Raw genomic sequence first — 25,485 nt, 5'->3', positions numbered from 1 at the left:
CACCTTGCTCTTCCCTGCCACAAAACTAGCAGCGCCTTTAAAACTCACCGCAATGCCTGTGCCCAAAAGGTGTATGGGTGTGTTATTTGCAAAACTTCAATCGGCATGGAGGCCGTTTGTGAGCGGGCCATGGATGGCCTTGCAGCGTTTTTGCAAATAATTCCCCATGCAGCTTTAACTTCCCTGCCACCAAACTAGCAGCACCTTTAAAACTCACCGCAACACCAGTGCTAGAAAAGTGTATGGGTGTGTTATTTGCAAAACTTCAATCGGCATGGATGCCGTTTGCGAGCGGGCCATGGATGGCCTTGCAGCGTTTTTGCAAATAATTCCCCATGCAGCTTTACCTTCCCTGCCACCAAACCAGCAGCGACTACCACTAGCCGCAACACCAGAACTAAAATAAACAATATCGCTGCGCCAACGGTAATTCAGTTGCTGGCTCACAAGTTAACAACACACCATCAGCCGTTACCTCATAAGTTTGCGGATCAACCTCAACTTTAGGCGTTAATGAGTTATGGATCATATCCTTCTTACCGATATTACGAGTGTTCTTACACACACCAATCATGCGCGTTAACCCCAACTGCTCAGGCACTTTTTTCTCGACCGCAGCTTGCGATAAAAACGTCATCGAAGTTTTAGCCGCAGCTTGCCCATGCGCACCAAACATAGGGCGATAATACACAGGTTGAGGTGTTGGGATAGACGCATTGGCATCACCCATAGGGGCAGCGGCAATAAAACCACTCTTCAAAATTAATGAAGGTTTAATGCCAAAAAATGCCGGTTTCCATAACACTAAATCAGCTAATTTACCCACTTCAACCGAGCCAATCTCATGGCTAACACCATGGCTAATTGCAGGATTTATAGTGTATTTAGCGATATAACGCTTGGCGCGGAAGTTATCGTTTTCTTCAGTATCAGGTGCTAAAGGCCCACGCTGTACTTTCATCTTGTGCGCGGTTTGCCAAGTACGGCAGATCATCTCACCTACACGACCCATAGCTTGAGAGTCAGAGGCGATCATACTGATAGCACCTATATCATGCATGATATCTTCCGCAGCAATACTTTCTTTACGAATACGTGAGTCAGCAAAAGCGATATCTTCAGGGATATTTGGATCTAAATGATGGCACACCATCAACATATCCAAATGTTCATCAATGGTATTGATTGTGTACGGTCTGGTTGGATTGGTTGAAGATGGCAATACGTTTTCTTCGCCACATGCACGAATAATATCCGGTGAATGACCACCACCTGCACCTTCTGTGTGATACGTATGAATGGTGCGACCTTTAAACGCACCAATAGTATCTTCGACAAAACCTGATTCATTTAAAGTGTCAGTATGAATAGCTATTTGCACATCGTACTTTTCCGCCACACCTAAACAGGTATCAATAGCTTGTGGTGTTGTACCCCAGTCTTCATGTAGTTTTAAACCACAAACACCGGCTTCAATTTGTTCCTCTAACGCCAGCGGCAAACTTGCATTACCTTTACCTAAAAAACCAAAGTTCATCGGCATATCGTTGGTCGCTTGCAACATTTTAAAGATGTTCCACGGGCCAGGTGTACAAGTTGTCGCATTCGAACCTGTAGCAGGGCCAGTACCACCACCTATCATAGTGGTTACGCCAGACATTAGCGCTTCTTCAACTTGCTGTGGGCAAATAAAATGAATATGCGCATCTATGCCACCCGCTGTGATTATTTGCCCTTCACCAGCAATAACCTCAGTACCAGGGCCTACTTCGATATCAATATTGTCTTGCACATCAGGATTACCCGCTTTACCTATAATGGCGATGCGACCATCTTTAACACCTATATCCGCTTTAACTATGCCCCAGTGATCTAAAATCAGCGCATTAGTAATCACCAAATCCACCGTTTTATGGCACGACGCTTGGCTTTGCCCCATACCATCACGAATAACTTTACCACCACCAAATTTGACTTCTTCACCATAGGTTGTGAAATCTTTTTCGACTTCTATCCACAATTCAGTGTCGGCCAAACGTACTTTGTCGCCAACTGTCGGGCCAAACATATGTGCGTATGCGTGTTTATCTATACTCGACATTATTTCAGCCCTCCCATCACTTCGCCTCTAAAACCATATACTTTGCGCTTACCAGCATAAACAACTAAGGTAACTTCACGCTCTTGACCTGGCTCAAAACGTACTGCTGTGCCGGCAGTAATGTCTAAACGAAAACCATATGCTTTTTCACGATCGAATTTAAGTGCAGGGTTTGCTTCGTAAAAATGGTAGTGCGAACCAACTTGCACAGGGCGATCACCACTGTTAACTACCTCTAAAGTAATTTTTGTGCGACCAACATTCAGTTGATGTTCACCCGCAGGTGTTTTAATTTCACCAGGAATCATGCTGCGCTCCTATACAATTGGGTTGTGCACTGTTACTAGCTTAGTGCCGTCTGGGAAGGTTGCTTCAACTTGTACTTCAGGGATTAATTCAGCTATGCCTTCCATAACCTGATCACGGGTTAACAAAGTGCGACCATAATCCATTAGCTCAGCAACGGTTTTACCATCGCGCGCACCTTCAATAATTTCCATGGAAATATAAGCCATGGCTTCTGGATAATTGAGTTTTAAACCGCGATTTAAACGTCGCTCCGCTAACAAAGCTGCGGTGAAAATCAGCAGTTTGTCTTTTTCTCTTGGTAATAAATCCATAATCAGTTCTCTTTGCTAGTTGTTCTATGTTAACCAGATTCTTGGTTGCGCCACTTGGCTTTGATACAAAGCTTGGCGAGTTGTTTGCCAAAGGGCGATAAATATTTTTTTACACTCAGCGCTGCGTTGGCCTAAGTAACGAATAACGTACACATTTTCAATTAAACTAATACTAACCTTTTGAGTTAACTCAGCTTGTTCAACTTGTAAGCGTAGTGCATCAAGCAAATCTTGCTGCGCGAGTTTGTCGGTTAATTTACTTGGCGCTGTGATATAAAAAGTGCCGATAATAGGATTGTTGGCCAAACCTGCACGCGCGAGTAATAATTTGTTTTCAGGCGCAATCACTAACCTGTCGTGAATAGCGAGTTTGTTGTCGATATAAATTTGCGTTAACTGCTCAAACTTACCCTGTTCAAATTCTTTGCCTATTGCCGGTAAACCGAGCGATATAACATCCCACCCCAAATAAACACCTTGTTTATCCACATGCACGGTTAGATTATTTTTAGCATTGGCATTTGGATAGATTAAGGTTTCTTGCGGTAAGTGCTCAAGTCTTGAGTTCGCTGCGACTGTATAGGCGGTGTCCTGCAACTGCAGCGCATGACCAATTTGGGCATTTTCACGCGCACGATAAAAACGATTCGCGCCCGGCGTGGTTAACAAAGCTTGGCTGTTTTCTTCAGTTTTGGCGGTTATGTATAACTCGTCCCCCGAGACTATGCCTGCAGGTGGGTGCAACAGGTACACATGTGCGCAATCTGGCCCTTCTGGATAAAAGGCTTTTTGTACCGACAATGGACCATTTCGTTTTATATGGCTTAGTCGGCTGCCATGTGCTGTTTGGCTGAATGTTAAATCTAGCTGCGCTAACCATTGTCTTTGTTGTGGTTGGGCGCTTGCTGTTATTGTCATAGTACCTTCTTTTGTTCTTCTACCTTGCTTTCTAAACATTTTTATCGCTGCCAGTACACTCGCGGCAACATCGAGGATTCCCAATCAGTCAGGAATCGTGGTTAATACGCAGACTCGCTGGTCACCAGTACCATGAAGCAAGTTTGAAGCATAATTTTTTAAAATCGCCGTGAATATATCCCTATAGGCTCTGCTTTATCATCCCTGATAAAGAAGTTTTAAAAAATCAGCATTCAAACCCGCTTCTTCCAACACTTTTATTGCTGCCAATAAACTCAACGCAACACCAGTGCTAAAAAGGTGGGTGGGCGTGTTGGTCGAAAAATCTCTTTTTCAGGGATGAAAAAGCGAAGCGTACATGGATGTATTCACCGCGTTTTTTCGAGCAATTCCCCATTCGCCTTAACTTTCCCTGCCACCCTACTAGCAGCGCTTTTAACTCCCTGCTACGAAGCAAGTTTGAAGCATAATTTTTTAAAATCGCCGTGAATATATCCCTATAGGCTCTGCTTTATCATCCCTGATAAAGAAGTTTTAAAAAATCAGCATTCAAACCCGCTTTTTCCAACTCTTTTATTGCTGCCAATAAACTCAACGCAACACCAGTGCTAGAAAGGTGGATGGGAGTGTTGTTTGCAAAACTTCAATCGGCATGGATGCCGTTTGCGAGCGGGCCATGGATGGCCTTGCAGCGTTTTTGCAAATAATACCCCATGCAACTTTACTTTCCCTGCCACACAACTAGCAGCGGCCAATCACCAATCGCAACACCAGTGCCCAAAAGGTGGATGGGCGTGTTGTTTGCAAAACTTCAATCGGCATGGAAGCCGTTTGCGAGCGGGCCATGGATGGCTTGCAGCGTTTTTGCAAATAATACCCCATGCAACTTTACTTTCCCTGCCACCAAACTAGCAGCGACTTACCCTAAACAGCTAAATATTTACCAACTAACTCATCATCCAAATCAGCCATTGGCCCAGAAGCAACAACCTCACCTTTCTCCATCAAATGAAACTGCTCACCAACAGCACGGGCAAAAGGTAACTTCTGCTCAACTAAAACAATAGTCATGCCCTGCTCTTTATTCAGCTTCAACAACACATCACGAATCAACTGAACAATATTTGGCTGAATACCCTCATTTGGTTCATCTAAAATCAGAATATCAGGATTCAACACCAATGCACGCGCAATTGCTAACTGCTGCTGTTGACCGCCGGATAAATCACCACCACGGCGATGCAACATCTCTTTAAGTACCGGAAATAACTCAAAAACAGATTCAGGAATGGTTTTACTTCCTTGACGTTTACAGTTCAAACTCACCTTTAAATTTTCTTCAACCGTTAACTGGCCAAAAATATGTCGGCCTTGTGGCACATAACCCACACCAATTTCCGGACGCTGCTCAACCGACTTTTTGGTCATATCCAAATCGTTAATAGTTACAGAGCCAGTGCTAACCGGCAACATGCCCATAATGCACTTTAACAAAGTGGTTTTACCCACACCGTTACGACCCATAATACAAGTGCGCGAACCTTTTTCTATTTTCATATTTAGGTTCCACAAAATCTGCGTGCCGCCGTATTTTTGATTTACATCTTTAAGCTCAATCATTCGCCAGTCTCCTCACCTAAATACACACGCACAACTTCTGGGTTAGATTGAATCTCAGACATGCTGCCTTCAGCCAAAACACTACCTTGATGCAACACAGTCACTTTGCGCGCAATTGAACGAACAAACGCCATGTCATGCTCAACTACCACCACAGAGTGATCACCCGCAAGCGAGGTTAATAACTCAGCGGTGCGTTCAGTTTCTTGCGCTGTCATACCAGCAACAGGTTCATCCACCAGCAATAGTCTTGGTTTAGCCGCTAACAACATACCAATTTCTAACCACTGTTTTTGCCCATGAGATAACGCGCCAGCTTGCATGTTACATTCACCAACTAAACCTATGGTGTGAAGAATCTGTGCAATTTCATCGCTCTGCTCGCCAGATAATTTATGGAACAAATTAGCCCAAATACCTTTATCACCATGTAAACTTAACTCTAAATTTTCAAACACTGTTAAGTTTTCAAATACAGTTGGCTTTTGGAATTTTCGACCAATACCAGCACGAGCAATTTGTGCTTCGTCCATTTCCAACAAATTAACTTGTTGACCAAAACTGACTTTACCAACATCTGGGCGAGTTTTACCGGTAATTACATCCATCAAGGTAGTTTTACCGGCACCATTTGCGCCAATTAAACAGCGTAATTCACCATCGTTAATATAAAGGCTTAAATCGTTTAATGCTTTAAAGCCATCAAAACTTACGCTGACATCTTCCACGTATAAAATAACCCCGTGGCGCGTGTCTGGCTTGATGTTTTCTTCTTCTAATAACGGGCTACCCGCTTCACGGCTCATGACTTCACCTCGGCTAATTTTTTCTGATTAAAACGCGCTGCAATCGCAGGGAAAAATCCGGCAATGCCTTTTGGCAATAACAAGGTTACCAATACAAACAAGCCGCCCAATGCATATAACCAAGCTTCAGGCATAATTGCGGTAAAACGTGTTTTTGCGTAGCTCACAACAATCGCACCAATAATCGCACCATATAAAGAACCACGACCGCCAATAGCCACCCAAACAACCATTTCAATTGAGCTTAACGGCGAGAATTCACCTGGGTTGATGATACCCACTTGCGGAACATATAAAGCGCCTGCGATACCAGCCAACATAGCCGAAACAACGAAGATCCAAACTTTGTAGTTTTCAGGTTTATAACCAATAAAACGTACTCGGTTTTCAGAATCACGAATGGCGGTTACTACACGTCCCATTTTTGAGTTAACGATAAAGTGACAAACCGCAAAACCAATTGCTAAGAAAGTTGCTGTGGTAGCAAATAACGCAATACGTGTTGTGTCTGACTGCAACGAGAAACCTAGAATATCTTTAAAGTCGGTTAAACCATTGTTGCCACCAAAACCCATTTCGTTACGGAAGAAAGCAAGCATTAAGGCGTAAGTAACCGCCTGAGTCATAATCGACAAATACACACCACTTACACGTGAGCGAAATGCCATAGTACCGAAGATATAAGCTAATAAACCTGGTGCTGCGACTACCATTACCATCATCCAGATAAAGCTGTCGGATCCCGCCCAATACCAAGGCAAGGCATCCCAGTTTAAAAACACCATAAAGTCAGGTAATTCAGGGTTGCCGTATACACCACGGTCGCCAATTTGACGCATTAAGTACATGCCCATGGCATAACCGCCGAGGGCAAAAAATGCGCCGTGACCTAGGCTTAAAATACCGCAGTACCCCCAAACTAAATCAACCGCTAACGCCAATAATGCGTAACACAAGTATTTACCAAATAAGGTGACAGTATAAGTACTCACGTGCAACGCTGAGCCTTCAGGAAACGCTAAGTTACATACCGACACATATAAAGTTGTAATAAATAAACAACCTACGACTACAGGCAAACTGCCTAGTTTTTTAAATAAATCAGCCATTAGTCTGCAGACCTCCCTTTTTGTGGGAATAAACCTTTAGGTCGTTTTTGAATAAACAACACTAAACCAACTAGCACGATAATATTGGCTAGTACTGAACCTGTTAGTGGCTCTAAGAATTTGTTGATTGAACCGAGTGACATAGCGGCAACTAAGGTGCCCCACAAGTTGCCAACACCACCAAACACAACTACTAAGAAAGAGTCGATAATGTACGACTGGCCTAAGTTTGGCCCTACGTTAGTTAATTGGCTTAACACCACGCCCGCAATACCAGCAATACCCGAGCCTAAACCAAAGGTAATGGCATCAACCCTGTCACTGCGCACACTTAACGCGCGTGCCATTTCACGGTTTTGCGCCACCGCTCTTACATGTAAGCCAAGTGATGAACGCTTCATAAATGCCAGCAAGGCGAAGAACACGGTTAAAGCAAAAATGATGATGTATAAACGGTTATAGGTAATTGAGAAAATTGGGTTAATTTGCCATGAACCACTCATCCATTCAGGCGCAGCAACTGTGCGGTTTAACGGCGAGAAAATAGTACGAACCAACTGTTGTAAAATTAAGCTGATACCAAAAGTTGCTAACAAGGTTTCTAACGGGCGACCTTTTAAGAAGCGGATAACACCACGTTCAATTAATACCCCAACAAAACCAGAGACTAAAAACGCCGCAGGAATAGCAATAAACAACGAATAATCAATCCATTGTGGGAACATTAATTGGATAACATATGTAGTGTAAGCACCTAACATGATCATCTCGCCATGCGCCATGTTAATTACACCCATTACCCCAAAAGTAATGGCTAAACCAATTGCCGCTAGCAATAGCACTGAACCTAGGCTTAAACCAAAAAACATATTTTCGATAAATTCGTAAATCGAACGTTTTTGTTTAATTTTATCTATCGCACTGGTTAACTCAGTTTTTAACTGTTTTTCCGTTGCGCTAAGTTGGCTTTTTTCAACTTCATCCAACAATGCCAATTGATTCACCATAGCATTGCGTACTGCTGGTTGTAAGCTGTCACGCAAAGCTTTGGCAACGGCTAATTTCTCTTCGGCATTGCCATTTTTTAAGGTATTCACACCTATGGCAGTTTGCATTAAATCTGCAACTGTTGAATCTTGTTCTTTTGTCACTAACTGAGTTAGCAGCTCGATTGTTTCGTCGTCTGGGGAGTCCAGAATCTGTTTAACCGCAGCTAAACGTACCTCGGCATTTTTGTGGGTTAAATCAAGCTGAGCGATTAGTCCACGAATTGTGCTACGAATTCGGTTACTGGTTTTAACCTTTTTCATTGATGATTTACTGGCTGTGCCAAGGTCATCACCAGTTAACACGTCAGTTAGTTGATAATCACCATCTGGCGTTTTGCGAATGCTCACTACTTGTTTGTTATTTTTCTTGTAGTAAAGATCGCCGTTTAAAATTTCAGTTAATACGGTTTTAGTTCGCTCATCGGGGTGAGCCGCAATTTGTTCCAATAAAGGGGTAATGTTGCGCAGAGACTTGCTGGGCAGTTGGTTAACCAACTGGGAAAATTCATCGGCTTGAGCCGAAAAACTCGCCAGCAGTATGGAGAGTGTGAGACAGAATATTCGCAGCATTGCGGCATCCTTCATGTTTGTTACTTCGTATTTGGGTTGGTGCTGCTGCCACTAGCTAACAGCAACACCTTGGGAGTTATTTTGGGCTGGCTTATGTTCGCGAACTCTTGCGGGGAGAAGGTAAATTCCTCACAAAGGCGCTGTGAATACATCCTTGTAAGCTTCGCATTCGCATCCATGCGAATGAGACTTTGTGATTAACTTACTTCCCCCCTCTGTTTGTTGCTCAACTCACTTTAAGCTTTGCCCTTGTGTGTTTGGCGGAGTGCCAAACACACGGCACATTTAATATCTTGCTATTATTAGAAGTTTTGGCCTGAACACTTACCAGTTTTAATGTCGAAGTTGCCGCATTTAACTGGTGCTGTCCAATCAGCAATTAGGTTTTTCGAGCTAGGTAAGAAGTCAGACCAAGCGTCACCAATTACTGTGTCAGGTGTTTGCCAAACAACTTCGAACTGACCATTTTCTTGAATTTCACCAATTAACACTGGCTTAGATAAGTGATGGTTTGAGTTCATAACCGCAGTACCACCGGTTAAGTTAGGTACAGTAATACCTATCATGGCTTGCTCAACTGCATCTACCTCTGTCGTACCTGCTTTCTCAACAGCTTTCGCCCACATTTTGAAACCAATGTACGTCGCTTCCATTGGGTCGTTAGTTACACGCTTGTTGTCACCAATGTATTTTTTCCAAGCTTTGATGAACTTAGTGTTTTCATCACTTTCAACACTTTGGAAGTAGTTCCAAGCCGCTAAGTGACCAACTAATGGGCTAGTGTCGAAGCCAGATAACTCTTCTTCACCTACGGAGAATGCAACTACAGGAATGTCTTCAGCTGAGATGCCTTGGTTACCTAATTCTTTGTAGAAAGGTACGTTTGCATCACCATTAATAGTTGAAACAACTGCAGTTTTCTTGCCTTTAGAACCGAATTTTTTAACTTCAGCTACTATGCTCTGCCAGTCTGAATGACCGAAAGGCGTGTAGTTGATCATAATGTCTTTATCCGCAACACCTTGAGCTTTTAAGTAAGCTTCTAAGATTTTGTTGGTGGTACGTGGGTAAACATAGTCAGTACCTAATAATACCCAACGCTCAGCGCCGATATCATTCATCAAATAATCAACTGCTGGAATAGCTTGTTGATTTGGTGACGCGCCTGTGTAGAATACGTTTTTCGATGACTCTTCACCTTCGTATTGTACTGGGTAGAACATTAAGCCATTTAACTCTTCAATTACTGGTAACACAGATTTACGTGATACCGAAGTCCAACAACCAAAGATTACGTCTACTTTTTCTTTAGCTAATAGTTCACGAGTTTTTTCCGCGAACAATGGCCAGTTAGATGCTGGGTCAACCACCACTGGCTCTAACTTTTTACCTAATAAACCACCGGCTTTATTTTGCTCTTCAATCATCATCAACACAGTGTCTTTCAAGGTTGTTTCAGAGATTGCCATAGTGCCGGATAATGAGTGCAATACACCTACTTTAATAGTGTCTGCTGCCATAGCCATTTGTGTTACTAAGCTACTGGCGATAATAGAGCTAGCTGCTATCAGTTTTTTAAGTTTCATAATAATAATTCCTCAAGTTATGTGTAGTGCTTAGAAAGAGATTAAAGCTTCAACTGCGATTGAATCGCTGTCGCCTCTAACATCACTTTCATCCATACGGTATTCGAACACCATAAGTAAGTTATCGCTTACTGCGTAGCTAGGCGAGATAGTTATTGCGCTGCCGTCATCAAACAATGCACCTGCTGCAGTTTCAATTTCAAAATCATGATAGCGAACTGTGATACCAGCTGAGCCCATAGCATAGTTAGCCATTAATAAGTAACCAGAACCGTCATTGCCGTTTGCGTAGTCACCTAAGTTATATTCAGCGGCTAAAGTTAAATCGCCAACTGCGTAAGAAGCCCAAACGTTAGTTGTGTTGGTGTCTTCATCTGATAAGTAGAAAGCTTTAACTGTAATTGAATCAGTTGGCATGATAGCGACCATAGCTTCGTAGCCAGGTTTTTCACTATCTGTGTCTTCAGGGCTGTATGGGCTATTGATTACAGAAAGGGCAACTGCGAAGCTGTCAGTGCTATATAAACCAGAAATACCTTGTTGGTAGTAACCATAGAAATAAGGTGCATAACCTGTACCTGAGTATTGGAACAAGCCTGTAGGCTCTTCAGTTTCCCAACCAGAGTAGCTTAAGAAACGACCCGCTTTTAACGTGAACTCATCTGTCACTGCGTAGGTAAAAAATGCTTGCTCTAAATCAACCGCACCGTATGAATCTTTGTATTCTAAATCTACTTGCGCTTTTAACTTGTCGTCAAAGCTATAAACCAAATCAATTTCAAATTGGTCTAAACCAGAAGATGACTCTGAGCTTGCGCCATCTGCATCTGTGTACACGTAAGACATATCAATAAAACCAGTTACTGATAGGTTGTCTGTTAAACTGAAGTCACCTGCATTTACCGCTGGTGATGCTGTTACTGTAGCTAGCGCAGCTGCGATACTTAAAGCTGTACGTTTGATTTTGCTCATTGTAATACCCCTGAAGTAGTTTGCTTAACCTTGTTATTTGCAGTGTTTGGGGTCGTAAACAAAACAGCCATCACAATTGGGAAATTGGCTTATGAGTACTGCCTTGTTTACGACTGTGGTTAGTATTGCGCGAAAGCGCTAGAGGGGATATTCGTCAAACTGCGCAGGGGCATACGTCAAATGACGTAGTTTTTAAAAATTGATGAAGATATTAAAAATAAAAGCTCAGCTAATTTGCTCTAGCTAGGCAAATTAGCACAATAAACTTTTGCTGCGATTATACATCTGATAGTACTCAACACTTAAGTCATCGCAATAGACACCACCAAACCAACAAATATCAAAATAACAGACTGCAAAATCGCCACTGCAACATTGCCCTTTTTAATCTCTTCATTAAAGTTGATATCACGGAAAATAAACTTATCAATAATGATTAACGCCAGTACGCTGACAAATAAACAAATCAAAGCGTACGCTAGGTTAATGGCTAAAAAGGTGATGTTTTGGCTAATGCTGGTGATTTCCATAATAAGCTTCTCTTTGTGTGGTTATTTTAAATGGTGTTTTTGGTGCTTCAGTTAACCAACCAACTGACCATGCGGTTATTGGCTCAATACTACTGTAGTTCAGTTGGCTAGAGTAATAATTCATTATGTCTGTAGTCGCATAACTTTTGGCATTTTCAATATTGTATAAATCGGCTGCGCCAAATAAATGTAATAACTCGTGCGGTAATACCTGTTGAAAATGCCACAGTTTGTTTATTTTGTATTGCGTGATAAGTTGCACATGTTCAAAATAACAATGACCTTTACCGCAAGTTCTCGCAAATGATCTGTCATCATTATTAGTATGAAAAATCAGTGCAACTTGACTGTTTTTATCACCACCAGTTAAATAATTCAGCCATGTTTTTAAATCAGGATATTTTTGATAATTGAGTAATTGCTCTGTGATATAAGCAAAATATTTTTGATCTCGAACGGTACGATTATTGATTCGTTTCGGAATAGATAAAAAGAAAAACCTTTGTTCAAAATCTAAATTATTGATTGCATATTGTTTGGCTGATTTTTGCAGCCAATCGCTTGCTACATCCGCATTTGACATAGCGTTTAACCTGTCTTGATTTGACCAGCGGCTCCACAAATTATCATCGACAAATACATAAGCTAAGATCACTTTGCCAGTTAATTTTTTATTCATGCCGGTATCACGCATATCTAAATAATTTTGACGTAGTTTGCGTTCACCTTGATTGCGGTTGATTAAATTTTTGACCTCAACAATGCGCTGCTTATGGTAATCACTGCCTGTTAGTTTATAAGCTTGTTGCAACATATTTAACTGCTTATGGAAATGCCACATCTGGTAATAATGCTCGGCGGCGGTATTCAATAACCAAACTTTAAGCTCTAACGGTAACTCTGCTTGAGTGAGTTGCTGATTAATCAATTTAACAGCTTTATCGGGGCGGTCTGCTAACACTTCCACTTGTTGGGCAATTGGGTATTTGTCGGCAAAACTTGTTTGAAAAAACGTGAAGTAAATCCATAGTCCAAACCAAATTAAACCAGCGCCAACTATTTTATAAAAAAATTCCTTCACCCTGTGTTATCTCATTTGTTACTTTTTGTGCACTTGAAAAACCTACGTACATCTACGCATATACAGCCAACTTGCTCGCCTGTTAAACTGCCGTCAAGTTAGTAGAAAAAGTTGATTATGCACTCAAGGCAAAAAATTCGCCACACCAGGCGTACTTATAACAAGTTGGTTGCCAACGAAATGATGGAAGATTTTGCGCTACGTTTCACCGCAAAACGTGCGCGCAAATGGTCATCCATGTGGATAGCCAATACCGCACTTGGCATAGTCTCGTTTTTAGTATTAGAAGCCATAGGTGGTGCAATTACCCTCAACTATGGTTTTGTTAATTCTGCTTGGGCAATTATCGCGGTTGTTGCCGTGGTTTTTTTTAGTGGATTGCCCATTAGTTATTACGCGGCCAAATACGGGGTAGATATTGATCTGCTCAGCCGTGGCGCAGGTTTTGGTTATATAGGTTCAACCATAGCTTCGCTAATTTACGCCTCTTTTACTTTTATCTTTTTTGCGCTTGAAGCCGCCGTTATGTCAATGGCACTTAAACTGCTGTTTGATCTGCCATTAGCAATTGGTTATGTGATCAGCGCACTGATTGTATTACCCTTGGTTACCCATGGTATTACCAATATCAGCCGTTTTCAGGTATGGACTCAGCCAATTTGGATTATTCTGCAAATCGTCCCACTCATTTATGTATTTAATCATCCTGACAGTAAATTAGACGAATGGTTTGAATTTAGCGGTTATGCTGGAGAAGACGGCGCTGCTTTTAATCCACTTTTATTTGGCGCAGCTTCAGCCATTTTATTATCGCTTGTTGCACAAATTGGTGAGCAGGTCGACTTTTTACGCTTTTTGCCGGAGAAACCACAGAAACAAGCTTGGCGCTGGTGGACTGCGCTAGTACTAGCAGGTCCAGGCTGGATGATATTTGGCGCGGCCAAACTCTTTTTGGGTTCATTTTTAGCTTGGCTTGCACTTAAACAAGGTATTCCGGCAGATGTTGCGGACGATCCAGCACATATGTATCAAGTCGCGTTTGGTTATGTTATTGATAACTCTACCATAGCAGTTGTTTTAGCCGCATCTTTTGTGGTGATTTCACAGCTGAAAATTAATGTGGCTAATGCTTATGCTGGCTCACTTGCTTGGTCGAATTTCTTCTCACGGGTTACCCACAACCATCCAGGGCGAGTCGTCTGGATGTTTTTTAATGTTGCTATCGCCCTGCTATTAATGGAACTTGGTATTTATCAAACCATTGAAAGCATGCTGCAAGTCTATTCTGTGTTAGTTCTTGCTTGGTTAAGCTCAGTCGTCGCCGATTTAATTATTAATAAACCGCTAGGGTTAAGCCCCAAACATATAGAGTTTAAGCGCTCACATTTATACGACATTAACCCTGTTGGTGTTGGCTCTATGTTAATCGCTTCTTTTGTTGGTTTTACCGGCCATTTTGGCTGGTATGGTATTTGGGTTGAAGCTTATGCTTCTTACCTCGCGTTCTTTTTGCCGTTAATCACAGCGCCGCTTATTGCGGTTGCCACCCGAGGTAAATACTACTTATTACCAAATCGCGATTTTAATATCACTCAGCCAACTAAATGTCATATTTGTGAAAATACCTTTGATGCGGAAGATATGACCCACTGCCCGGCCTACGGCAAACATATATGCTCTTTATGTTGTAGTTTAGATGTGCGCTGTGGCGATCAATGCCGCGAAGATGCAACTTTATTTGCGCAAGCGCAGCATTTTTTCCAACGAATTTTAACCCGCCAGCAGCTAAAAACTTTAAGCTCACCAACCATGCAATTTGTTGGTGTAACCCTAACCTTAAGCTTAATTGGTGCAGGCATTTTGTTTTTAATTTACCTGCAAGTACCTGATTCGGATATCCAACTGAAAACCGTTTTTGGCGCGACATTAGTTAAAATATTCTTCTTATTGTTGATAATTATTGGTGTCGTCAGTTGGTTATTTATCTTAGCGCGCAGCAGTAATCGCTTAGCTTTGTTAGAACTGCGCAGTCAAACTAAAGCATTAGCGCATGAGATAGAAGCGCATGAAAAAACCTACCAAGCTTTGCAACAAGCAAAAGAAGCGGCAGAGTCTGCCAACCAAGCAAAAACCCGTTATCTAACAGGTTTGAGTCATGAGTTACGCACGCCGCTCAATGTATTATTGGGTTATGCTCAGCTGCTTAGCCAAGACAAAGCTATCCCAGATAAACAGCGTGAATCTATCGGTATCTTAAAACGTAGTGGTGAACATTTAGCCGATTTAATTGAAGGTTTATTAGAAATCTCCAAAATTGAAGCAGGTCGTATGCACTTGCAGCGTGATGAAGTACAAATCAAGCCGTTTCTAAATCAGCTCGCTGATATGTTTAAGCTGCAAGCAAATAACAAAGGGTTAGTTTTTACTTTTGAGTGCAGCAACAATTTGCCCGAAGTGGTCGCAACTGATAAACAAAGATTTAGGCAGATCTTAATTAACCTATTATCCAATGCGATTAAATTCACCCAACAAGGTACGATCCAATTTAAAGTATCTTACCGCAACCAAGTTGCCCATTTTGAAGTGTCGGATACAGGTATGGGCATTTCCCCAGCGGATTTACAGCAAGTATTCAAACCCTTTGAACGAGTTAAAAATACTCAAACCCAAGCTATTAGTGGTACAGGGCTTGGTTTAACCATTTCGCAATCATTGGCACAATTGATGGGTGGCGAAATTGCTGTAACCAGTAAACTCGGTCAAGGCAGTACTTTCAAACTGAGTTTAATGTTAGCCAAAATAGACAGTAGTAATAAAGAAGCAGATTTTCAAAAAGCGCGTGCAGTCGCGTACGAAGGACAAAATAAGTCTATCTTAGTGGTTGAAGACGATCCTAATCAACGGCGCTTGATGGCAGACTTTTTAAGTCCACTTGGCTTTAATTTGCAAATGGCAGAAAAACCATCTCAGGCACTGGCTATTCTTGAGCAAAATACCATAGATTTAATTTTATTAGATGTGACTATGCCAGAAATGAATGGCTGGCAACTGGCGCGAATTTTGCGCGAAAAAAAATATGTTATGCCTATTATTATGGTATCTGGCAATGCGCGCGAAGCAGACACAGAGCAAGAGTCAGGGTATCATGATGACTATATGGCAAAACCGATTAACACAGATGTTTTACTACAAAAAATTGGTCAACAGCTTGATTTAGAATGGATGTATCAATATATCAACGAAGATACGAGCAACCAACAAACACAGCCAGAATTAGCTAACAAGCTGCCAATGACAAACGTACAATATCAAAGTTTATTGGAACTCGCTGAAATCGGTTATCTTTCCGGCTTTAAAGACAAGCTAGAACAGATAAAACAAACGTATGCGTTCCCACAAGAAGCGGTCGCAAAAATTACCGAGTTACTCCAAGGCTGCCATTTTTCACAAATTTGCCAGTACTTAAAAAACCTAATTGGTGAACAATCCGATGAATAATATTGTGTTAGTAGTAGATGATTCACCAGAATCATTAGGAATGTTAAACATTGCACTCAACACCGCAGGGTATACAGCTTTAGTCGCACTGAACGGTTTACAAGCACTCAATATTGCCGAAAAAATGGAACCCGACATTATTCTAATGGATGCAATAATGCCAGAGTTAGATGGCTTTGAAACCTGCAAACGTTTTAAACAAGCTTTCCCACATATACCGGTTATTTTTATGACTGGACTAACAGATTCAGAGGATGTAGTTAAAGGGTTTGAAGCAGGTGGTGTTGATTATGTGACTAAACCTATATCGACCGATGAAGTACTGATACGGATTAAAACCCATTTAAATACCGCTAGGCTAACCTTAAGCGCCCATACTGCACTTGATCATGCTGGTAAAAATGTTTTTTGTGTTAATCCACAAGGTGAACTATCTTGGGCAACCCCTCAAGTATATGAATTGATGGAACAAGCCTACAAAGGCATTTCCTCTCCTTGGAGCCAAATACAACCAGAGCTGCAACTATGGTTAGCACAAGAAGATAAACAAACAGCTTTAAACTTAACTGAATCAAACCCACAGTTACAAATTGTGTATGAACGCCAGCAAGATGGCTTGCATCTACTGCGCTTGAGCAAACAAAGAATTAAACGCAGTGCGCTAGATTTAAAAGAAAATTTGCCTATAACCAAACGCGAAGCTGAAGTTTTATATTGGCTGTCGCACGCTAAGTCAAATTGGGAGATTTCACAAATCCTCGAAATGAGCCCAAGAACAGTCAATAAACACTTAGAACAAATCTTTAAAAAATTAGATGTTGATAACCGCACAGCTGCAGCAACTATTTCAATTCGGATCTTAGAAAGTGAATCCTAACAGGCTCTACTAAAAAACAGGCAAAAAAAAGCCGCCTACAGCATAACTACAGGCGGCATACAAGGGAGATACAACAGGAACACACTTTAAATTCATAATAATAGACTGCGCGATTTCGGCTAAGTTCAATAAAAACTAAAATAAATTCAAAAAATTTTTAAATTTATTTTTCTCCTCCTTGTTACAATGCCAACTGATTTAATCCACATTGGCATTCACAAGGAAATTTGTGTTACAAAACAACTCTCTAACTAATTCTGGATTCAGCTTAGCTTTTATTGCTGTTGCAATGTTCTCGAGCAAATCTATTTTTATTAAGCTTGCATACGAATATGGCGTAGACACGACTACGTTAATGACATGGCGTATGCTGCTGGCAATGCCATTTTATTTATACATGTTGCATTTAGTGTTAAAACAACCAATGCGCCAACCTTTATCACGTGATTCAATCATTAGCATTATTGTTTTAGGTTTAATGGGTTATTACGCCGCGAGTTGGTTAGATTTATACGCACTAAATTTTATTACCGCACATTACGAGCGCATAGTCTTGTACACCTACCCCGCGTTTGTATTGATTATTAATGCCTTATGGCAAAAACGGCCGATTAAATTAGTTGAACTGGCCAGCTTAACCATAGCTTATGCAGGTTTACTGCTGATTTTTTATTACGACTTATCTAACTTAGGCGAAGCTGTGATCACCGGCACTTTATTGGTACTGGCCAGTAGTTTAAGTTTTTCTTTTTATGTGGTCGGTAGCCAGAAATATAGTGGTAAATACGGCAGTAAGTTTTTTACCTGTATTGCTATGTTGGCCGCAACTGTCGCTATTGTGATACATTTTTTCTTGACCCATAACCCGAGTGATCTGCTACAACCACTACCAGTATTGCTGTATGCAGCGGCTATTGCAATTATCGCAACAGTTATTCCATCATTTTTAATGAATGCAGCAATTGAAAAAATAGGCGCGAACAATGCGTCTATTTCTGGCAGCTTAGGTCCGGTATTAACCACAATATTTGCAATTATTTTGTTAGATGAAGTTTTTACCCTAGTACATGCTTTAGGCATGGCTTTGGTTATTGCCGGGATTTATTATCTGTCAAAAAAACATAAATCTTAATTTAATTTAGCAGTGTAACTAGCTACAATAAAAACAATTCATTCGAGACGATAAAGATTATGATCAACGCGAAAAAATTAGAAGAAATAGCCCATCAAATTAGTGAATCTATGCCAAGTGGTATCAAACAATTTGCTGGTGAGATGGAAGAAAAAACTAAACAAGTTTTACAAAGCAAATTAGCTCAGCTTGATTTAGTCACCCGCGAAGAGTTTGATGTGCAAACTCGTGTATTAATGCGTACGCGCGAAAAACTTGCTGATTTAGAACAAAAAATGGCTGAATTAGAAGCTAAATTATCCGATAGTAACAAAGGCGAATAACTCCAGTTATTTACCCTAACTTTGCCACCGTCTGCGCATTTAATCTTCCCTTTCTGCTGCAGAATCGCCTATCTAACGGTGGCAAATTAATCGCTTTATTCAAAACCTTCTGTTAAACACTCCAGAAAAATGTGAAATAGATCACACTTTCTAGCTATTTCTGACTAAAATAAATGCACTAAATTGGAATTCACGCAATACTGAAAACCCAAGACATAATATGTCAAAGAAAAAGGAAACATCATGGATATTTTGTTTGAATACGTTTTTACCACTCAATTTGCACTATTCGTTTTTGTAATAGTCACGCTTAAATCATCAATTAAATTTGTCCCGCAGAACCGCGCCTGGATAGTTGAACGTTTTGGTAAATACCAATCAACTAAAGAAGCGGGTATCAATTTTATTATCCCGTTTGTTGATAAAATTTCTGCAGATCGCTCACTTAAAGAGCAAGCTTTTGATGTACCTAGCCAAGCGGCTATTACTAAAGACAATATCTCACTAACAGTTGATGGTGTTTTATATTTCCGTGTGCTTGACCCATATAAAGCAACTTATGGGGTTGAAGATTACGTATTTGCCGTGACCCAATTAGCCCAAACCACAATGCGTTCAGAAATAGGTAAAATTGATTTAGACAAGACCTTTGAAGAGCGTGACATGCTTAACGCCAAGATAGTCCAGTCAATCAATGAAGCAGCTGATTCTTGGGGTGTGGCGGTTTTGCGCTACGAGATTAAAGACATTACCCCACCTTCTACTATTATGGATTCGATGGAATCGCAAATGAAAGCTGAGCGTGAGCGTCGAGCAAAAATTTTAGAGTCAGAAGGTGAAAAACAAGCTGCAATTAATATAGCTGAAGGTGAAAAACAGGCGCGTGTTTTAGCCGCTGAAGCAGAAAAGCAAGAGCAAGTATTAAAAGCTGAAGGTGAAGCTAAAGCCATTATCGCAGTTGCCGATGCACAAGCCGAAGCACTTGCAGTCGTGGGTAAAGCGGCAGCCACAGAGGAAGGTCAAAAAGCGATTCAGCTTGATCTAGCAACCAAAGCAATCGAAGCAAAACAAGCTATTGCTAAAGAATCTAGTGTAGTCTTGTTGCCAGATAGCTCAACAGACGCAGCATCAATTGTCGCGCAAGCAACCACTATTATTAATAGTTTAAACCAAGGTCAAAGAGCATGATTGAACCTTTAACCCCTTATATTCCACAGTTACTGATTGCCGCAGGTATTATCCTGCTGGCAATTGAGGTAGCAATTTTAGGTTTTGCGACTTTTATTCTGTTTTTTGTTGGTATATCCATGGTGATATCTGGCAGCTTAATTTGGTTAGGCATTTTACCTGATACATTAACCTCAATTTTATTAAGCAACGCGATTATCAGTGCATTATTGGCGATAGCTTTGTGGAAACCACTAAAAAATCTGCAAGGACAAAGCGAAATCAAACAGGTAAAGAGCGATTTTGACGGTGTGCGTTTTTTTAGTGAGCAAGCCATTGATAATAAAGGTCTAACCACACACAAATATTCTGGCATTGAATGGAAAGTCAAAAGCGAATCTCCGATAGCTGCAGGTAATGAAGTAGAAGTAGTTAAAGTTGAGGTTGGCACTTTATGGGTTAAAGCGATTTAATTCGCAATCAAGAAAAACCTCAATAAACAAACGGTTGATTGTTCCTAGCTAAGCTAAGGAGTAACATATCAACCGTTTTTCATTTGTATTTAAGGTCATCATATGCAAGATATTTCCTGGTTAGCTTGGTTACCAGAGCAAGGTGTTGCTTATACCGCATCTCGTATTGGCGTAATCTTTTTATTAGTTGCTGCAGTTGGCTTGCTCACTTTTAAAATAATCAGCCCACTCATCAGTACCGCAATCCGCAAAACTCGTTTGGAATGGGATGACTTGTTACTCAAAAACAAATTTTTAAATCGAATTTTGTGGTGTGTGCCTATTATTGTGGTTGAAAAAAGTACCCACTCATTATTTGATTTTACTGATACGCAACACGATGTATTTAATCAGTTTATTAGCATTACTCTAACCATTCTAATCGCCTCAGTTATTTTAAGTATTATTCATACAATTCGCGATATTTTTGACCGTAGTGAAACCCTACGTACATTACCAATAGATAATGTGCGCCAGCTTGCGGTATTAACCGTTTATATAGTGACAGTGATTTTTATTGTTTCTATTACCTTTAACAAATCCCCTCTGGCACTATTAACCGGTATTTCGGCCGCCATGGCCTTAGTACTATTGATTTTTAAAGATGTGATCTTAGGTTTTGTTGCTGGTGTGCAGTTATCACTGAATCGCTTAGTGCGTGTTGGTGATTGGATAGTCTATACACCCGGTGGTGCAGACGGCACTGTGATTTCTGTTGGTTTAACCGTAGTTAAGGTACGTAATTTTGATAATACGATAACCTCAGTACCGGTTTACGATTTAGTATCAAACAGTTTTACTAACTGGCGTGGCATGCAGGAAACTGGCGCACGCAGGATGAAGCGCGCTTTATATATTGACCAAAACTCAGTTCGACATATTACTCAAGAAGATTTCGATAAACTTAAGCAACATCCTCTGCTGCAAGAGTATTTGCAACAGAAACTCGAAGATGGTGCAACGGTTGCAAGCTCAGACAATTTACCGGATAAACGTACTTTATCTAATTTAGGTACTTTCCGCGCGTATGTTGAACGTTATTTAAATGCGAAAAAAGAAATACGCAGTGACATGTTAATTATGTGTCGGCAACTTGCAGCAACCGAAAATGGTTTACCACTTGAAGTATATTGTTTTACCGAAGTTGAATGGAAAAAATACGAAGCAATTCAAGCCGATGTGATCGATCATCTATTATGTGCCGCCGATTATTTTGGTTTACGTATTTATCAATTTGGTCAGGGAAAATAGATTTCAGTTAGCATTCTCACAACCATAATCAGGACAAGAAAACTCAATATAAATATACAGGCTAGTTTGAAAGATAATTATTTAAAATTAGCATTCAAACTAGCCTGCTAAGCAAATTGGTTGCTATGAGTGCCAATAGAATTATTGATATAAAGCCAGTTGGGCAATACGTTGGTCAATAATAGCTTCCAACTCTTTATACTCAGCTGATTCGGTATTACCAAAACTCTGATTAAATGCTTTTTCAGCTAGGCCCTCGGGTAAATCATCAATAGATGGGAAAAACTCAGTTTCAGCTAAATTGCCAGTTAACCTTTGCTGCGCTAATTCAGGCTGTTCCAAAACAAACTGGGCAAATTTAATGCCCGCTTTATCCGCGGCTAAGTCTGCAAAACTGAAACCCGAACCACCTTTATCCATGTCCATCAACTCTTTTAGTTCACCCACTTTTAAGCCCATGTTGGCTTGAACTAAACGTTCAAGGGCTGCTGAGAATAAAAAGTGCAATTTCAAATCGCCACGCCGCATTAAAGTTAATCTATCTCCGCCAAACTGATTGAGGAGCTCACGTGGTAGTGATAAGAAATGACCAAATTTACGATTACCAAAAGCAATAACCAATGCCCATAAAGCAGCCTGATTTTCCGCCGATGCATCCTCAAACTCGCTGCGCAGCGAGGCTAAATAAAATACATTACCTAGATAAAAAGATAACGATTGCGCTTGATTACTTGGGTTGTTGAGTTTGTACAAAGATTGAATTTCTTTTAGATAAATCTCAACTGTTGCAGGCTCAAATCCTGATAAACCGGTAAAACCATTAACAACGTGATTTTTCGATTTATTCTGAATAGCAGTCAAAACCTGTTGTTTAAGTCCATCTTGGATCAGCAAATCAATAGCGATATTCTCATCATCGAGTTCAACAGCTGTAACCATAGACAAAACAGTCTCTGCAAGCTTTTCATCAAACAATTGTTGAAGTAAAAAGGTATACGCAGGTTTTATCATCCATTTAGGTAATTTAATCTTACCTAAATCACAATAGTCGAGAGACAGCATGTTTTTGGATGTTTCCGACGGCAATAACATACAATGAAAATTAATATATTGGGTGGTATAAGGTGTGTTTATCTCTGTGGTCGCGACAAAATTAACACCTTGTTTAGATAAAAACGCGCGAGCTTTGGTTGAAGGCACAGTGTAAGAAACTATCGCCATCATGGCGTCAATATCTGATTGATGGAACTGGAAATATGCAGGCCCCACAGTATTATTGAGCTCTTTAGCTATACGCTGCAAAGACTGGCGCGCTTGTGAGACTCGCTCTGCCGATATTTGTTGTGTTTGGCTAACAAGCGGGCGATCTGCTCGAATTAAATACACAGACACGGCTATGCCAACTAAGCTTAGTATCAATAACCAAACAATTAATTTAAATAAATAACCTAGATACTTCATGGGTATGCGCTATATCCTGTATTAGCTTGTTCGCGTGTGGCGCTGTTATTCTTTTACTCTGGCTATATACTAGAAAATTCGAATAAACTTTGCACTTTATATCCGTAAATATTTTATAAATGAAAGATTTAATCAGCATATTTTTAACTTTTTTTCGTTTGGGCTGTATCGCATTTGGTGGTCCGGCAGCACATTTAGCTTTATTCAAACAGACCTTTGTTGATGAAAGGCGCTGGTTATCGGCAGATAGTTATGCCCAAATGATGGCAATCGCGCAGTTTACGCCAGGTCCTGCCAGCAGCCAAGTCGGTATCTGTTTAGGCATGCATAGGGCCGGACAGTTAGGCGGTTTTGCCGCTTGGTTAGGTTTTACCCTGCCAACAGCCATTTTGTTAGTGTTAGCCGCGTTTGGATTAACTCAGTGGCAAACGGAAAATTTAACCGGAGTGATAACTGGTTTAAAACTAGCAACCGCCGCAATTGTTTTACATGCGTGTTATAGCATGACTAAACAGTTTTGTACCTCTAAGCTTACCTGGTTGTTATTAATCGCCAGCACTTGTGTGATGATTTTATTCGATCACTTTTTGCTGCAATTTTTGGTGATTGTAGCAGCTGCACTATCTGCTATGTTTTTTGCCCCAGCACTTGAAAAATCAAATACGCCAGTGCAACTTGATATTTCGCGCACATTAGCAGTTAGTAGTTTATTACTGCTGTTGGCTTTGTTAGTAGTACTGCCCATTGTTAGCCAGAATAGTTCAAATTCATCTCTTATGCTGTTCGACAGCTTTTATCGAATTGGTGCCAGTGTATTTGGTGGTGGTCATGTGGTATTGCCTATGCTTGAAAATGAAGTTGTGGCAAATGGCTGGGTCAGTTTAGATGACTTTCTGGCCGGTTATGGTGTTACTCAAGCTATGCCTGGGCCTATTTTTACTTTTGCTGCTTTTTTAGGTGGCGTAAATCAATTAGATATACCCGTGTTAGTTGGCGCAGGCATATCGCTCATTGCAATATTTTTACCTTCTTTCTTATTAATTAACTGCTGTTTTTATTTTTGGCAAAACATAGCGGCTAATCAAGCTGTGCAAAAAGCTTTGCTCGGCATTAATGCCAGTGTTGTTGGTTTTTTAGTTGCCGCTTTTTACCAGCCTATTTTAACCAATGCGATAGATGAATATTGGCAAATTGCGCTGGTGCTAGCCTTGGCTGTAGTGTTGCAGCTAAAATGGTTACCCGCTTGGTTGTTGGTAGTCGCCAGCGGATTAATCACTGGCCTTTTGTTATAGAAGGGGTTGGCAACTAGGGCAATAAGCGCTCGCTCTTTGCCCTATCACCATAGTTTCAATAATGCTGCCACAACTTTTACATTTTTCACCGCTGCGACCGTAAACCAGCAGTTCTTGAGCAAAATAACCAGGTTTACCATCTGCTTTAGCAAAATCTTTTAGGGTTGTACCACCTTGTTTAATTGCGCGTGCGAGCACAAGTTTAATTTCATCAACTAACTTGGCACATTGTGCTTGAGTTAGTTTATTCGCTGGGGTTTGTGGATGTATTGCCGATTTAAACAAGGATTCAGTGGCGTAAATATTACCAACACCTACAACCACTTTGTTATCCATAATGCAGTTTTTAATCGCTACCTGACGTTTTTGCGTCCATTTAAACAGGTGCTGTTGATTAAAATCATCAGATAAAGGCTCTGGGCCTAACTTAGCCAACCAAAGATCAAGCTCACTTTTTTTGTCAAACATGAGTACTGCACCAAATCGGCGCGGGTCGTTTAAACGCAATGCTTGACCTGTAGTCAAAACGATTTCGAAGTGATCATGTTTCTGTTTTTCTATGCTTTTATCAACAACACAAAGCTTGCCCGACATACCTAAATGTAACAGCACATAATTGTGCTCTAATTGCACAATTAGATATTTAGCTCGGCGGCTAACAGATTTGATAGTTAATCCGGCCAATGACTTAAGTTCATCTTTAATAGGCCAACGTAACTGCTTGTGATAAATATTAATCTGGTGAATTTTTTGCCCTTGCAACATGGGGCCAATGCCCATACGGGTCACTTCTACTTCTGGTAATTCAGGCATAACTTAATTTTCTCAACCGATAATAGCTGCCAGTATATCAAATCATTCACTTAGTTGATGCCAACAAAAAATCACATAAAAGATAACATTTAAGAAACATTGATAATTTTGGTGCAACCTTAGCACCAAGCTGGTGCTAGTGCTATTTTTAACCGCACCAAATATGCGCAACAGATTATTAAACCGTTCACGTTTTA

The 25,485-nt window shown here is 40.7% G+C and carries 23 protein-coding genes; 9 read left to right on the top strand and 14 right to left on the bottom strand.

Annotated elements, in window-relative coordinates; translation table 11 throughout:
• A partial coding sequence (locus tag WSC_RS25350; RefSeq protein ID WP_237716325.1) for a hypothetical protein occupies positions 1–198 on the top strand: 198 nt, incomplete at its 5' end.
• Positions 199–397: 199 nt separating this feature from the next.
• Here the strand turns inward: WSC_RS25350 and ureC are convergent.
• From ureC to WSC_RS0116000, 12 genes are all read right to left on the bottom strand, one after another.
• Positions 398–2,101 (bottom strand): urease subunit alpha, encoded by a 1,704-nt coding sequence (ureC, locus tag WSC_RS0116055; RefSeq protein WP_016956969.1) that lies wholly within the window; start codon positions 2,099–2,101, stop codon positions 398–400.
• Positions 2,101–2,409 (bottom strand): urease subunit beta, encoded by a 309-nt coding sequence (locus tag WSC_RS0116050; RefSeq protein ID WP_016956968.1) that lies wholly within the window; start codon positions 2,407–2,409, stop codon positions 2,101–2,103. The genes ureC and WSC_RS0116050 overlap by 1 nt, the downstream gene beginning before the upstream one ends.
• Before the next feature lie 9 nt (positions 2,410–2,418).
• Positions 2,419–2,721 carry an urease subunit gamma gene (locus WSC_RS0116045; protein ID WP_016956967.1) on the bottom strand — a complete coding sequence of 101 codons (303 nt, stop codon included), beginning with the start codon at positions 2,719–2,721 and terminating at the stop codon, positions 2,419–2,421.
• Positions 2,722–2,745: 24 nt separating this feature from the next.
• Positions 2,746–3,639 carry an urease accessory protein UreD gene (locus tag WSC_RS0116040; protein WP_026016895.1) on the bottom strand — a complete coding sequence of 298 codons (894 nt, stop codon included), beginning with the start codon at positions 3,637–3,639 and terminating at the stop codon, positions 2,746–2,748.
• A 924-nt stretch (positions 3,640–4,563) separates the two neighbouring features.
• Positions 4,564–5,259: an urea ABC transporter ATP-binding subunit UrtE gene (gene urtE / locus WSC_RS0116035; protein WP_016956965.1), complete on the bottom strand. Its 696-nt coding sequence runs from the start codon at positions 5,257–5,259 to the stop codon at positions 4,564–4,566.
• Positions 5,256–6,065, bottom strand: a complete 810-nt coding sequence (gene urtD, locus WSC_RS0116030) for an urea ABC transporter ATP-binding protein UrtD (RefSeq protein WP_016956964.1) — start codon at positions 6,063–6,065, stop codon at positions 5,256–5,258. The genes urtE and urtD overlap by 4 nt, the downstream gene beginning before the upstream one ends.
• Positions 6,062–7,174: an urea ABC transporter permease subunit UrtC gene (gene urtC, locus WSC_RS0116025; RefSeq protein WP_016956963.1), complete on the bottom strand. Its 1,113-nt coding sequence runs from the start codon at positions 7,172–7,174 to the stop codon at positions 6,062–6,064. Before urtC ends, urtD begins: the two co-directional genes overlap by 4 nt.
• A complete protein-coding gene (gene urtB / locus WSC_RS0116020) occupies positions 7,174–8,793 on the bottom strand; it encodes an urea ABC transporter permease subunit UrtB (RefSeq protein ID WP_026016894.1) in 1,620 nt (539 codons plus the stop codon). The genes urtC and urtB overlap by 1 nt, the downstream gene beginning before the upstream one ends.
• A 302-nt stretch (positions 8,794–9,095) precedes the next feature.
• Positions 9,096–10,379 carry an urea ABC transporter substrate-binding protein gene (gene urtA, locus WSC_RS0116015; protein WP_016956961.1) on the bottom strand — a complete coding sequence of 428 codons (1,284 nt, stop codon included), beginning with the start codon at positions 10,377–10,379 and terminating at the stop codon, positions 9,096–9,098.
• Between the two features lie 30 nt (positions 10,380–10,409).
• Positions 10,410–11,351 (bottom strand): outer membrane beta-barrel protein, encoded by a 942-nt coding sequence (locus WSC_RS0116010; RefSeq protein WP_016956960.1) that lies wholly within the window; start codon positions 11,349–11,351, stop codon positions 10,410–10,412.
• A gap of 302 nt (positions 11,352–11,653) precedes the next feature.
• Positions 11,654–11,881, bottom strand: coding sequence for a DUF350 domain-containing protein (locus WSC_RS0116005; protein WP_016956959.1), 228 nt, complete (start codon positions 11,879–11,881; stop codon positions 11,654–11,656).
• The gene (locus WSC_RS0116000; RefSeq protein WP_016956958.1) at positions 11,862–12,962 is read right to left on the bottom strand and encodes a hypothetical protein; all 1,101 of its coding nucleotides are present in this window, start codon (positions 12,960–12,962) and stop codon (positions 11,862–11,864) included. The genes WSC_RS0116005 and WSC_RS0116000 overlap by 20 nt, the downstream gene beginning before the upstream one ends.
• Before the next feature lie 117 nt (positions 12,963–13,079).
• On the opposite strand from WSC_RS0116000, the gene WSC_RS0115995 reads away from it, so the two are divergent.
• The 7 genes from WSC_RS0115995 (at position 13,080) to WSC_RS0115965 (ending at position 21,722) form a co-directional block, all read left to right on the top strand.
• A complete protein-coding gene (locus tag WSC_RS0115995) occupies positions 13,080–16,460 on the top strand; it encodes a hybrid sensor histidine kinase/response regulator (protein ID WP_016956957.1) in 3,381 nt (1,126 codons plus the stop codon).
• Positions 16,453–17,337: a response regulator transcription factor gene (locus WSC_RS0115990; RefSeq protein WP_016956956.1), complete on the top strand. Its 885-nt coding sequence runs from the start codon at positions 16,453–16,455 to the stop codon at positions 17,335–17,337. The genes WSC_RS0115995 and WSC_RS0115990 overlap by 8 nt, the downstream gene beginning before the upstream one ends.
• A gap of 229 nt (positions 17,338–17,566) precedes the next feature.
• Positions 17,567–18,469, top strand: coding sequence for a DMT family transporter (locus tag WSC_RS0115985; protein ID WP_016956955.1), 903 nt, complete (start codon positions 17,567–17,569; stop codon positions 18,467–18,469).
• Between the two features lie 59 nt (positions 18,470–18,528).
• Complete coding sequence (gene ubiK / locus WSC_RS0115980; RefSeq protein ID WP_016956954.1) at positions 18,529–18,792, top strand: ubiquinone biosynthesis accessory factor UbiK; 264 nt, start codon at positions 18,529–18,531, stop codon at positions 18,790–18,792.
• A 243-nt stretch (positions 18,793–19,035) separates the two neighbouring features.
• On the top strand, positions 19,036–19,980 hold the full coding sequence (locus WSC_RS0115975; RefSeq protein ID WP_016956953.1) for an SPFH domain-containing protein: 945 nt from the start codon (positions 19,036–19,038) through the stop codon (positions 19,978–19,980).
• On the top strand, positions 19,977–20,432 hold the full coding sequence (locus WSC_RS0115970) for an NfeD family protein (RefSeq protein WP_016956952.1): 456 nt from the start codon (positions 19,977–19,979) through the stop codon (positions 20,430–20,432). The genes WSC_RS0115975 and WSC_RS0115970 overlap by 4 nt, the downstream gene beginning before the upstream one ends.
• A 102-nt stretch (positions 20,433–20,534) precedes the next feature.
• Positions 20,535–21,722, top strand: coding sequence for a mechanosensitive ion channel family protein (locus tag WSC_RS0115965; RefSeq protein ID WP_016956951.1), 1,188 nt, complete (start codon positions 20,535–20,537; stop codon positions 21,720–21,722).
• A 141-nt stretch (positions 21,723–21,863) separates the two neighbouring features.
• Here WSC_RS0115965 and WSC_RS24340 read toward each other — a convergent pair whose 3' ends face one another.
• The gene (locus WSC_RS24340) at positions 21,864–23,183 is read right to left on the bottom strand and encodes a YfiM family lipoprotein (RefSeq protein ID WP_016956950.1); all 1,320 of its coding nucleotides are present in this window, start codon (positions 23,181–23,183) and stop codon (positions 21,864–21,866) included.
• A gap of 119 nt (positions 23,184–23,302) precedes the next feature.
• On the opposite strand from WSC_RS24340, the gene chrA reads away from it, so the two are divergent.
• Positions 23,303–24,475, top strand: coding sequence for a chromate efflux transporter (chrA, locus tag WSC_RS0115955; RefSeq protein WP_016956949.1), 1,173 nt, complete (start codon positions 23,303–23,305; stop codon positions 24,473–24,475).
• Here chrA and mutM read toward each other — a convergent pair.
• A complete protein-coding gene (gene mutM, locus WSC_RS0115950; RefSeq protein WP_016956948.1) occupies positions 24,470–25,288 on the bottom strand; it encodes a bifunctional DNA-formamidopyrimidine glycosylase/DNA-(apurinic or apyrimidinic site) lyase in 819 nt (272 codons plus the stop codon). The genes chrA and mutM overlap by 6 nt on opposite strands.
• Positions 25,289–25,485: the final 197 nt, after the last annotated feature.

Source organism: Catenovulum agarivorans YM01 (assembly GCF_000281085.1).
Classification (GTDB): domain Bacteria; phylum Pseudomonadota; class Gammaproteobacteria; order Enterobacterales; family Alteromonadaceae; genus Catenovulum; species Catenovulum agarivorans.
This window is presented reverse-complemented; position numbering and strand designations above follow the sequence as displayed.

What these genes read in the sequence shown, in the direction of transcription:
- ureC (WP_016956969.1), bottom strand. Translation starts at nt 2,101, where the DNA reads ATGTCGAGTATAGATAAACACGCATACGCACATATGTTTGGCCCGACA.
- WSC_RS0116050 (WP_016956968.1), bottom strand. Translation starts at nt 2,409, where the DNA reads ATGATTCCTGGTGAAATTAAAACACCTGCGGGTGAACATCAACTGAAT.
- WSC_RS0116045 (WP_016956967.1), bottom strand. Translation starts at nt 2,721, where the DNA reads ATGGATTTATTACCAAGAGAAAAAGACAAACTGCTGATTTTCACCGCA.
- WSC_RS0116040 (WP_026016895.1), bottom strand. Translation starts at nt 3,639, where the DNA reads ATGACAATAACAGCAAGCGCCCAACCACAACAAAGACAATGGTTAGCG.
- urtE (WP_016956965.1), bottom strand. Translation starts at nt 5,259, where the DNA reads ATGATTGAGCTTAAAGATGTAAATCAAAAATACGGCGGCACGCAGATT.
- urtD (WP_016956964.1), bottom strand. Translation starts at nt 6,065, where the DNA reads ATGAGCCGTGAAGCGGGTAGCCCGTTATTAGAAGAAGAAAACATCAAG.
- urtC (WP_016956963.1), bottom strand. Translation starts at nt 7,174, where the DNA reads ATGGCTGATTTATTTAAAAAACTAGGCAGTTTGCCTGTAGTCGTAGGT.
- urtB (WP_026016894.1), bottom strand. Translation starts at nt 8,793, where the DNA reads ATGCTGCGAATATTCTGTCTCACACTCTCCATACTGCTGGCGAGTTTT.
- urtA (WP_016956961.1), bottom strand. Translation starts at nt 10,379, where the DNA reads ATGAAACTTAAAAAACTGATAGCAGCTAGCTCTATTATCGCCAGTAGC.
- WSC_RS0116010 (WP_016956960.1), bottom strand. Translation starts at nt 11,351, where the DNA reads ATGAGCAAAATCAAACGTACAGCTTTAAGTATCGCAGCTGCGCTAGCT.
- WSC_RS0116005 (WP_016956959.1), bottom strand. Translation starts at nt 11,881, where the DNA reads ATGGAAATCACCAGCATTAGCCAAAACATCACCTTTTTAGCCATTAAC.
- WSC_RS0115995 (WP_016956957.1), top strand. Translation starts at nt 13,080, where the DNA reads ATGCACTCAAGGCAAAAAATTCGCCACACCAGGCGTACTTATAACAAG.
- WSC_RS0115990 (WP_016956956.1), top strand. Translation starts at nt 16,453, where the DNA reads ATGAATAATATTGTGTTAGTAGTAGATGATTCACCAGAATCATTAGGA.
- ubiK (WP_016956954.1), top strand. Translation starts at nt 18,529, where the DNA reads ATGATCAACGCGAAAAAATTAGAAGAAATAGCCCATCAAATTAGTGAA.
- WSC_RS0115975 (WP_016956953.1), top strand. Translation starts at nt 19,036, where the DNA reads ATGGATATTTTGTTTGAATACGTTTTTACCACTCAATTTGCACTATTC.
- WSC_RS0115970 (WP_016956952.1), top strand. Translation starts at nt 19,977, where the DNA reads ATGATTGAACCTTTAACCCCTTATATTCCACAGTTACTGATTGCCGCA.
- WSC_RS0115965 (WP_016956951.1), top strand. Translation starts at nt 20,535, where the DNA reads ATGCAAGATATTTCCTGGTTAGCTTGGTTACCAGAGCAAGGTGTTGCT.
- WSC_RS24340 (WP_016956950.1), bottom strand. Translation starts at nt 23,183, where the DNA reads ATGAAGTATCTAGGTTATTTATTTAAATTAATTGTTTGGTTATTGATA.
- chrA (WP_016956949.1), top strand. Translation starts at nt 23,303, where the DNA reads ATGAAAGATTTAATCAGCATATTTTTAACTTTTTTTCGTTTGGGCTGT.
- mutM (WP_016956948.1), bottom strand. Translation starts at nt 25,288, where the DNA reads ATGCCTGAATTACCAGAAGTAGAAGTGACCCGTATGGGCATTGGCCCC.